Annotated in this window: 11 protein-coding genes and 1 pseudogene; 2 read left to right on the top strand and 10 right to left on the bottom strand. The window is 41.6% G+C overall.

The window, feature by feature from the left end:
- Window positions 1–233: 233 nt before the first annotated feature.
- The 3 genes from ND16A_RS05100 to ND16A_RS05110 all read right to left on the bottom strand — a co-directional run bounded on the left by ND16A_RS05100 (window position 234) and on the right by ND16A_RS05110 (window position 2,689).
- Window positions 234–1,553 carry an MFS transporter gene (locus tag ND16A_RS05100; RefSeq protein WP_033078479.1) on the bottom strand — a complete coding sequence of 440 codons (1,320 nt, stop codon included), beginning with the start codon at window positions 1,551–1,553 and terminating at the stop codon, window positions 234–236.
- Window positions 1,554–1,941: 388 nt separating this feature from the next.
- On the bottom strand, window positions 1,942–2,145 hold the full coding sequence (locus tag ND16A_RS05105) for a cold-shock protein (RefSeq protein ID WP_033078478.1): 204 nt from the start codon (window positions 2,143–2,145) through the stop codon (window positions 1,942–1,944).
- A gap of 325 nt (window positions 2,146–2,470) precedes the next feature.
- Complete coding sequence (locus ND16A_RS05110) at window positions 2,471–2,689, bottom strand: hypothetical protein (RefSeq protein ID WP_033078482.1); 219 nt, start codon at window positions 2,687–2,689, stop codon at window positions 2,471–2,473.
- A 193-nt stretch (window positions 2,690–2,882) separates the two neighbouring features.
- Here ND16A_RS05110 and ND16A_RS05115 point away from each other — a divergent pair, with 193 nt between their 5' ends.
- The gene (locus ND16A_RS05115; RefSeq protein WP_033078477.1) at window positions 2,883–3,254 is read left to right on the top strand and encodes a thiol-disulfide oxidoreductase DCC family protein; all 372 of its coding nucleotides are present in this window, start codon (window positions 2,883–2,885) and stop codon (window positions 3,252–3,254) included.
- 33 nt (window positions 3,255–3,287) lie between these two features.
- Here the strand turns inward: ND16A_RS05115 and sigZ are convergent, their stop codons facing one another.
- Both sigZ and ND16A_RS05125 read right to left on the bottom strand, forming a co-directional pair.
- Window positions 3,288–3,824: an RNA polymerase sigma factor SigZ gene (gene sigZ, locus ND16A_RS05120; protein WP_052073213.1), complete on the bottom strand. Its 537-nt coding sequence runs from the start codon at window positions 3,822–3,824 to the stop codon at window positions 3,288–3,290.
- 302 nt (window positions 3,825–4,126) lie between these two features.
- Window positions 4,127–4,777: a GntR family transcriptional regulator gene (locus tag ND16A_RS05125; protein WP_033078476.1), complete on the bottom strand. Its 651-nt coding sequence runs from the start codon at window positions 4,775–4,777 to the stop codon at window positions 4,127–4,129.
- Window positions 4,778–5,667: 890 nt separating this feature from the next.
- Here ND16A_RS05125 and ND16A_RS20710 point away from each other — a divergent pair.
- Window positions 5,668–5,841, top strand: a pseudogene (locus tag ND16A_RS20710) (DDE-type integrase/transposase/recombinase); the annotation flags it as partial.
- Between the two features lie 123 nt (window positions 5,842–5,964).
- Here ND16A_RS20710 and ND16A_RS05130 read toward each other — a convergent pair.
- The 5 genes from ND16A_RS05130 to ND16A_RS05150 are packed head-to-tail and all read right to left on the bottom strand — an operon-like array spanning window position 5,965 to window position 9,093.
- Window positions 5,965–6,288 (bottom strand): Rieske (2Fe-2S) protein, encoded by a 324-nt coding sequence (locus ND16A_RS05130; protein ID WP_033078475.1) that lies wholly within the window; start codon window positions 6,286–6,288, stop codon window positions 5,965–5,967.
- 48 nt (window positions 6,289–6,336) lie between these two features.
- Window positions 6,337–6,888, bottom strand: coding sequence for a putative Fe-S cluster assembly protein SufT (gene sufT / locus ND16A_RS05135; RefSeq protein ID WP_033078474.1), 552 nt, complete (start codon window positions 6,886–6,888; stop codon window positions 6,337–6,339).
- 9 nt (window positions 6,889–6,897) lie between these two features.
- A complete protein-coding gene (gene sufU, locus ND16A_RS05140; protein ID WP_033078473.1) occupies window positions 6,898–7,359 on the bottom strand; it encodes a Fe-S cluster assembly sulfur transfer protein SufU in 462 nt (153 codons plus the stop codon).
- Between the two features lie 40 nt (window positions 7,360–7,399).
- Complete coding sequence (locus ND16A_RS05145; protein WP_033078472.1) at window positions 7,400–8,680, bottom strand: cysteine desulfurase; 1,281 nt, start codon at window positions 8,678–8,680, stop codon at window positions 7,400–7,402.
- Window positions 8,671–9,093 (bottom strand): SufB/SufD family protein, encoded by a 423-nt coding sequence (locus tag ND16A_RS05150; RefSeq protein WP_052073212.1) that lies wholly within the window; start codon window positions 9,091–9,093, stop codon window positions 8,671–8,673. Before ND16A_RS05150 ends, ND16A_RS05145 begins: the two co-directional genes overlap by 10 nt.
- Between the last annotated feature and the right edge of the window lie 140 nt (window positions 9,094–9,233).

Genomic DNA, 9,233 nt, shown 5'->3' with positions numbered 1-9,233 from the left:
GTATATATCATGAGTATTTAACTGATGATATATGCGCTCTTTTTGCTAGACAGCGGTTTTCACCAACAATACCAATTTGATTAAGTATGTGATCTACTTTTTCATGAGGAAAAACGGATAAATACAATGCATGAAATTTAGTAAGTAGTTATTCTACTTATAAATTTTATAACGCAGTAGTTATTCGTTTTAACCATTAAAAATGAGCAGATATTTAATCAACTTGGTATATATCAGCCTTCACTAACGGAGCCGGATTTCAGCTCGGCAAAATCGGGGCGAGGCAATTTGTCTAAAATCGCATACAGGTAAATAACCACTAACGATAACGCTGCGGCAAACATAAATAACCAGAAACCACCGAACAGATCGAGAATGATCCCCCCGCCTAATGGCGCAAGAGCAAAACCAAAATCATAAAAAGATGCGGCACCAAAGTACGCACCACGAAGATGATCAGGTGCCAAACGGTCGATGTGTACGTTCATCGTCGGAAAAAGAATTGCCTCAGCTAAGCTCATTACCACAATGGCACCAATCCATCCCCAAAACAGTTCTAGCGGATTTACCGCTAACCAAATTTGCGATGACATCAACAACATTAAGCCGACTTGTATGCGCATGATCAGTGACAAATTTGACATTAATTTTAATAACACAAACTGCGTAGAAATAATCACCAGCGCATTGGTGAAAATCATCGATGAAATCAGCTCTAACAAATCGGGTACTTGCGCCCGAGTTAAGTATTGGATCAGCGAACTGTCCATTTGCGCATAAATAAACATACACAAAATATTGGCGAAAATTAAACATTGCAGCAGTTTATCTTTTAGCAACACCGCGAACATTTCACTTTTACTCGTTGCCTTGGTCTTGCTTACCGGTTTTGATTCAGTATTGGCTTCTGTAGTGCTGTCTTCCAGGGCTTGTGCAAGAGAAGATGCTTTAGCGCTATCATCACTTTGCTTATGTTGATGGAAGCCCCAATAAAGTAGTGCCAACAGAAAAGCGAAAGCGCCAGCGGTAATATAAAAACTGGATTGCTCACCTGTTAATCCGAACCACACACCTAAAATAGGACCAACGGCACAACCAACGTTGACCACAAAATAGAGTGATTGCATTGCCAACTCACGCGTTTTGCTATCGCTAATAATGTCGCCGATCAACGCCGAAGTTAGTGGCCGCCACAGAGCCGTGGCAATTGAACATAGAGTTATGACCACCACATAACCACTGATGGTGTCCACTTGTGCTAACAGTGAAAATGAAATGATATACAACACACCACTGAGGTACATCAGTTGATGACGACCAATTCGGTCAGATAATATGCTGCCGGCAAAACTGACAAACACCGCAATAACCGCGGCATTTGAGAGAATTAAACCAACTTGTGTTGCCGACAGTGCAAATTTTTCATAGAGGATCACCGCCAGAAAGGGCCACACCATGTAATAGCTGCCCCGGGTAATAAACGAGCCGAATAATAAAATCCACATCAACCGAGGAAATTGTTTTAATCGCTGTATTGAAACATCGCTTTGCATTGAACACCGTTTAACGTTTAATTTTTTGAGAATGATAACATGCTATAAATTCAGATGTTTAGCTCAAATGTAAGCAAAATTGCAGTGCGAGATAACGCTGAATTGGGCCGTTGTAGAAAAAGAAGTTAGCCGTATTTAACATCGTATTTGATATTTTAACGTAGCGCTCTGTTAGCTGATATTAACACTGTGGGTAGTGCTCGAACTTAGTTAAAGTTCAGAATGTGGAAGGTTTAGCTGTTAAGGGGGCCCGAAGAATTTTTTATTGTTGGTTCAAATGCCTCTAAATGAATAAAAGCCTCACACGCCTACTTAAGTACTGCTGAATTCAAACAATATTTATGCTGGTCGTAATAGAGGCTTTTATAATGTTATTTAGAAATACTAATTAAACCGCGACAACGTTTGTTGCGCAAGGACCCTTCTGGCCTTGTCCTACTTCAAATTCTACTTTTTGTCCGTCATCAAGCGTTGCATAGCCTGAGGTTTTGATTTCAGAATGGTGCACAAACAGATCTTTGCCTCCATCATCAGGAGTGATAAATCCGAAACCTTTGTCTGCGTTGAACCATTTTACTGTACCCGTACTCATACTGTACTTTCCTCGTTTAATTAATATATTTTTTTAGTCTTCTGCATTGTTACAGAATTCTGTACTAACAATAGCAAGGTGCTTAAATTTTGCAATGCCAGTTTTTCTTCACACATAATAATGTAATGTGAAATTTCGAGTTAAAGCCATGATACTTTCGCGATAGTCGATTCATTCACTACATTTTTACAATGTATTTAATAGCTTAGCAGTCTGTTTTGCTGCTTTCAATCTAATTGGTAATTTTAGCGAAGAAAACATAAGAAATTCGAGCTAATTAGCAATTAAGATACTAACGCTTAAGCTATCCTGGCCAATTTTTCATTTACAAGGTATAAAGGTTGGTTCCCATACTTTTGTGTAGCTCGCCATGATCAACCAGACGATCTACTGCGGTTTGTACTTGCTCAAGATTATGGGCAACATTTTCATCGGCTAACCAGTTTGAAGAAATCTCGGCAACCGAGCCGGCAGCGCCCGGATGAATAGAGAGATAGTTGAGGATCCCGGCTTGAATTTCACTGTGAATATCTGACATTTTCATTGGCATTAACCGCCTCTGGTGAGTTGCTTTTGCTAGAGTGTACTTTATACCATAGTTAAGCTTAGTTTAAAGCGGCTTAATTTTCCTGTTTCATCGGCTAATATAGGTAACAAAAATTAGGCAAACGGCTATATTTAAACTATAGGGAGTTTTATCGTTAAATCCCATTTATTGATGTTATGGTTCGCGTGCTATGAGTAGTGATAAATCTGTCATCACAGTATTTTACGATGGTGCCTGTGCAAGTTGTATTAAAGACCGGCGTTTTTATGAAAAACTGGCGGGTAAAGGTGGTGAACAGGTGCAATGGTTTGATATTACTGACCAGGATGCTCACTTAGTTGCTTTGGGGATAGAGCCACTAAAAGCCCTTACCGAGCTTCACCTGCAACTTGCAGATGGCAGCATTTTATCTGAGCTGGATGCCTATATTGTCTTAATGAAAAGAGTATTGATGTTAAAACCGTTAGCTTATTTTATTTCCTTACCCATCATCCGTCCCTATTTGGCCAGGCTATACCATCAAAGGGTAGCACAACGCTTGCAAGCTTCAGGACGAATGTAGTTAATTATATTCAGGCAACAAAAGCAAATAAATTTAGCGTTCACAACCGCATTGATTTTTACAATTTAGCTCAGGGCCACCTTCTTTAAATTCAAAATCACAACAGGCCTGCAGTTTATGTTTAAGCTGCACCCTGCCTCGTTGTATCCGAGATTTTACCGATGCTAAGCTTAGTCCATTGTTCTTGGCAATGGTTTTTTGCTGCACTTGTTCAAGCTCACTATCGATCAAAATATCACGGCTATTTTCCGGCAGATCGGCGATTAAAATACGCAGACAACGGTTCAGTTGTTGTCGGTCATAGGCATTTTGATTTTCAGCAATAAACATATCTGGATCATCATCACTGATATCAAGCCGCTTTTGCCGATAATAATCGATGATGGCATTACGACATATCTGATACAGCCAAGATTGCAATTTATCTGCGCTGGTTAAGCTATCGATATTGCTATGCACCTTGATAAACACATTTTGCAGAATGTCTTCAGCCAGAGCATGGTCATTGACCTTGCTCTGAATAAAGTTGAACAGTTGTTGGTGGAAGTTATTCCAAATGGATTCAATCATAATGTAAGTATACTCAATAGCCGTATTGCAACGGCTATTTGCAAGATTAACGATTAGCTGCAGCAGTTATTTTGAGTGGTACAAGTACATTGCGTACACTCACAGCATTGTTCAGTTTTACAGGTACAATTACACTCTTTGCAGTTACATGGACAATTACAACAACAAGTTTCAGTTACTTGGTTTCGGTTATCTTGGCTTAAGTTTTTCATGGTAACACCTCTTTATTTTTCGGCATAAACGCCTAGTTCACTACTAAAGACGTACGGCTTTCAAAAAGGATGCAACTTTTTTCAAAAAAGTTATTTTTGCGCCATCAAATAATCCAGGGTGCCCATGCTGGTATTGGAAATATGGTTTTTCATGGCCGCTACGGCGGCTTGCTTGTCCCCTTTGCTAATCGCCTCAACCAATTCCTGATGTTCCTTAAATGAAGTTTCCAGACGATTCCGTTTCTCAAACAGCCAAGGTTGGCGATAAAGACTTAGCCGTTTACGCAGCGTATTGATGGTTTCGAGCAAAGTATGATTGCGCGATCCCTGATGAACGGCGCGATGAATTTGATTATTAAGCTGGGCAAATGAGTCAACGTCTTCGGCTTCTACCGCATCTTTCGACAAGTTATGCATTCTCATTAATTGTTTACGTTCGACCATGGTCATGCGTTCAGCACTTAACCCCGCACATAAGGCTTCAAGCTCTTCTAATGCTTCGTACATATCACCGAGCTGATCGATGTCTAGCTCAATCACAGTTACGCCTTTATGCGGCTTACTCTCGACTAGGCCATTGGTATGCAATAAGCGAAACGCTTCACGAATGGGGGTGCGTGAAGCACCGTATTGATCAGCAATTTCTTGTTCTTCCAGTTTTTGTCCGGGTTTCATCTCGCCAGAAATAATGGCCGAAGATAACTGATTATAGATTTTGTCGGAGATTTTTAACGTTGCCATGAGTTACCGTACTTAAGTTGCCCATGAGGTTGCCAATGGGCTTGCCAATAATAGCGTGCAGAATTAACGAGTTCTTAAGCTATATTACGATAAACAGTTGAACTTGCAATAAAAATATACAAGCATCAGACATTGTGTACAACACTCTTGTAACTGTAGTGGTCAACAAAATATGGCCAAGTTATTATATTCAAGCCAGTACCTTTTCTTTTAATCCTTTGGTGGTAAGGCAGCATTGTATTGATGTGGCCTAATCTGGACTACGGGAAATAAACAGATATAAAGATTAGAATGATCAGAATTCTTGTCTGTACATATGAACGGATTGATATATGTTCATTGTTTATGACAGGTGATGCGACTTTGCTGACGTAAAGTCGCTATAAAATCAGTTAACCTAACAGTCTGCTGATTGATCCCTCAACGGACGTTACTGTAGTGGCGCGATGAATTAGGTGGCAAAAATGATTACTCCACTACAGTAGTTTTATTAGTAAATAGATAATATTTAATCAATGAATTTACAAAGTTTGTGAATTCAATGTTCAACATGAGAACTCGTTACAAAAAACAAAAATATTGCGAAAAAACTACGAAACACAAGATGACTCATAAAAAGATAATATTATAGTTATATTGATTCTTTAAATTTAGTTTTCAAGGTAGGAAATGTAACTTTTTATGTCTTACTGTTCGCACCATTTAAATTATTAGCATTTTAAATCGTTGATATTTACTTAGCCATTCTGTTTGCTGTAAAATTGGTTTTCTCTTTCGATAACATTGACGAAAGTAAGGTTCACAATTGCCACATTGACGGCTAAAGCAGAAATATTGTTAAGACAAGTATGCGATTTTTCAAGAGGCTATTGAAGGACTAGAAAATTTAACCACTGAAAATAGTTACCGATAAACTAAGAAGTTATTCAGCCGCGAAGAGGGAAGTAATACCAAGTGTATACCACTCAACTCAACAGTATGAAAATAACCGCTTTGAACTTTTCCACCAACCAACAAGACAACAGGAACGGCACATGAGACGATTCAAATCCCAAGATCAAGCACTCGCTGTGTGGGATAGCGCTAGTTTTGTCTGAAATATAGTAAAAACTGCTTTCATTAACCAATTTCAGCAAGTTGACAGTATCGGTAACGAGATCGTCCTGCCACCTACCGGCAATTTATTTTCACTTACTATTTTCTTCATCATATACCTGCACCAATCCATTAATAATTCTGACCCGATAAGTATTAATATCTTCAAAAGCTGGAGCACACAATACCGCTCCCGTTTTTAAATTGAAGCGAGCGCCGTGTCGAGGACAAGTTATTTCAAAGCCGTTGATTTGTCCGTCATTTAACTCACCGCCATCATGACTGCAGACATTCTCAATGGCATAGATTTCACCATCAATATTAACCAGAAGCAGAGATACTTCTGCCAAATCCACTCGCGCGTGCATGCCTGATTTAAGCTCACTGGCTGGAAAAATTTCTATCCACTGTGCCATCTCGTTCCCCCAAGTCTCGTCCACCCAAGCTTCATCAACCAGGTCCAGTTACAACAAGCCCAGCTGCAGCTTGGCCGCTTCGGACATCATGTCTTGCTCCCACGGGGGATCGTAGACAAAAATCACCTCAATAACATCAACATTGGGCACGTTCAGACACTTTTCCCGGATATCTTCGGCCAGAACTGTGCCCATTCCGCACCCCGCCGATGTTAGTGTCATCGTAATACGGATATGGTGGCGACCGTCCAGCAATTCATAGCAATTGACATCGTACACCAAACCAAGTTCGACTATATTAATCGGGATCTCTGGATCATAACAGGTACTCAGCTGCTCATAGATGCGCACCAAGTTGACACCGTTTTCTTTGCCGAATTCCGCTTTGGATTCGTTTTTCGCAATATCCGCTTTACCCAAGGCATCTGCATCCTGGCTGGCAACGCGTAATAGCTGCCCGTTATCATTGACCGTATAGCTACCACCCAGTGCCTGTGTAATCACGACTTCCCTACCTTTATTTAAGGTTACGGTGATTCCTGCCGGAATAACGATGGCATTGCAGTCGCGTAGTACAGTCACATGTTCAACAAATTGCATCAGGTATAATCACTCCGTAGAAACCGATTTATCATGGTCAACATTTTCCAAGCCTGCTTTGAGTGCATGCCAAGCCAGAGTGGCACACTTGATTCTAGTAGGGAAGTCTCTCACTCCGCCTAACACGTTCAGTTTTCCTAAGGGTGCTGATACGTCAACGCCTGAGTCTGACGCGATGACTAGGTGATGAAATGAGTCGAATAGCTGTTGTGCTTCGCTTTTGCGGATGTTTTTGATTCGTTCTATCATTAATGAGGTTGAGGCCATGGATATGGCACAGCCCACCCCTTCAAAGCTGGCATCGAGGATTTTGTCTTTGTCTAACTTCAAATAAAGCGTTAAACGGTCACCACAGAGAGGGTTGTACGCCTCCTGACAACAACTATAACCTTCAAGCTTTTTAAAGTTTCTAGGGTGTCTACCGTGGTCTATGATAACTTCTTGGTATAAAGCCCGTAACTCCTCGTTCATGCCACTTACTCCACATTTTAGCGATGGGTTTTACCCCGTTTTAGTTAAACAACTTTTTCACTTGCTCTACGCCCAGTACCAGTTGATCAATATCATCTTCATTGTTATAAAAAGCGAGGGAGGCTCGTGCGGTGGCAGGTACGTCAAAGCGTGCCATCACAGGCATGGCGCAATGGTGTCCGGCACGAATGGCCACGCCCTGACAATCCAAAATTGTACTGATATCATGGGGATGAGCACAGTCCAGTACAAAGGAAATAATACTCGCCTTGTGTATTGCCGTACCAATAATACGCAGCCCTTCTACGCTCAGCAGTTTCTGGGTTACATAATCCAGTAAATGTTGCTCGCGCTGAACAATATTACTCAGGCCGATAGTTTCAAGGTAATCAAGTGCGGCCCCAAGTCCCACTACCCCTGCAATATTCGGCGTGCCTGCCTCAAATTTGTAGGGTAATTTATTGTACTCAGTGTGTTCAAAACTCACTCTGCTGATCATGTCCCCGCCTCCTTGGTAGGGTTCCATCGCGTCTAGATAATTTTCTTTACCATATAACACCCCAACGCCCGTAGGACCGTATATTTTATGACTGGAAAAAGCGTAAAAATCACAATCTAGGTCCTGCACATCGACGCTCAGATGTGGTGCAGCCTGAGCACCGTCCAGTAGCACTGGAATTTCCCTTTCATGGGCCATAGCAATCATACGTTTTACTTGATTGATGGTACCTAGTGCATTGGACACTTGGGTGACCGCCAGTAATCGAGTCTTTTCGCCTAATAATTGCTCGTAGCGTTCCAGTATAATTTCGGCACGATCATTAATCGGAATAACCTTTAACTGCGCGCCTGTTTGTTTACATACCATTTGCCATGGCACAATATTGGAATGGTGTTCCATCGCGCTGATCAGGATCTCATCGCCCGGTTTAATTTTAGGCCGAGCATAGCTTTGAGCTACCAAATTAATCGCTTCGGTGGTACCACGTACAAAAATAATTTCCTCACGTCGCGATGCATTCAGAAAGCGCCGTACTTTGTCTCGTATTGCCTCGTAAGCCTGAGTCGCTCTCTCACTTAATTCATAAGTACCACGATGTACATTGGCATTATCGACGCGATAATAGCGGGCTATAGTCTCGATCACTGCATTGGGTTTTTGTGTGGTCGCGGCATTATCCAGATAGGCGAGAGGCTTGTTATGGGCCTGTTGCAACAGCACAGGAAAATCTCTTCGTAACGCAGCCCAGTCAATAGTGTTTTGCTCTGGGTTAGAGTGGGATGGTAAATCATGAACCGGAAACGAAGGTATTATTGGCATGAGATCGTCCCCTTTTTGGCCGGCATAATTTCCTGCAAACTTTTGACATCACCGCCAACAAGATGATTAAGATGCGCAAGCACCGGAAGCAAGACAAACTCTCGCATATCCGGATTATCGATACGATTAAGTACTTCACTGACAAAACCAAAAACCAGCCAGCTTTCCGCCTCTTTTTTGCAGATACCACGAGACTGAAGGTAGAAAAGTGCCAATTCATCCAACTGGCCAACCGTGGCCCCATGACTGCATTTGACATCATCGGCATATATCTGCAGCTCTGGCTTGGTATCTACCTCGGCTTTTTCTCCGAGCAACAAATTCTTATTGAGTTGTTTGGCTGCTGATTGTTGTGCCTGTGGATGAATGATCACTTTACCATTAAATACTGCCCGAGCCCGCCCTTGGATCACCCCCTTATAAATTGTGAGCTTACGGCGGGATAGTGTGACATGGCAAGTTGAGTTATTTAGAATGGCGCTAACCCAGTCTATGACTGAGTTATCTCTTGATTTTGTTGGTAGTTCCAAGGGAGGTAATGCTCAGGATTTTC

Source organism: Thalassotalea sp. ND16A, assembly GCF_000764205.1.
In the GTDB taxonomy this organism is placed as follows: domain Bacteria; phylum Pseudomonadota; class Gammaproteobacteria; order Enterobacterales; family Alteromonadaceae; genus Thalassotalea_A.
Note: the sequence above shows the minus strand (reverse complement) of the source record. Positions and strands in the feature narration are given on the sequence as shown.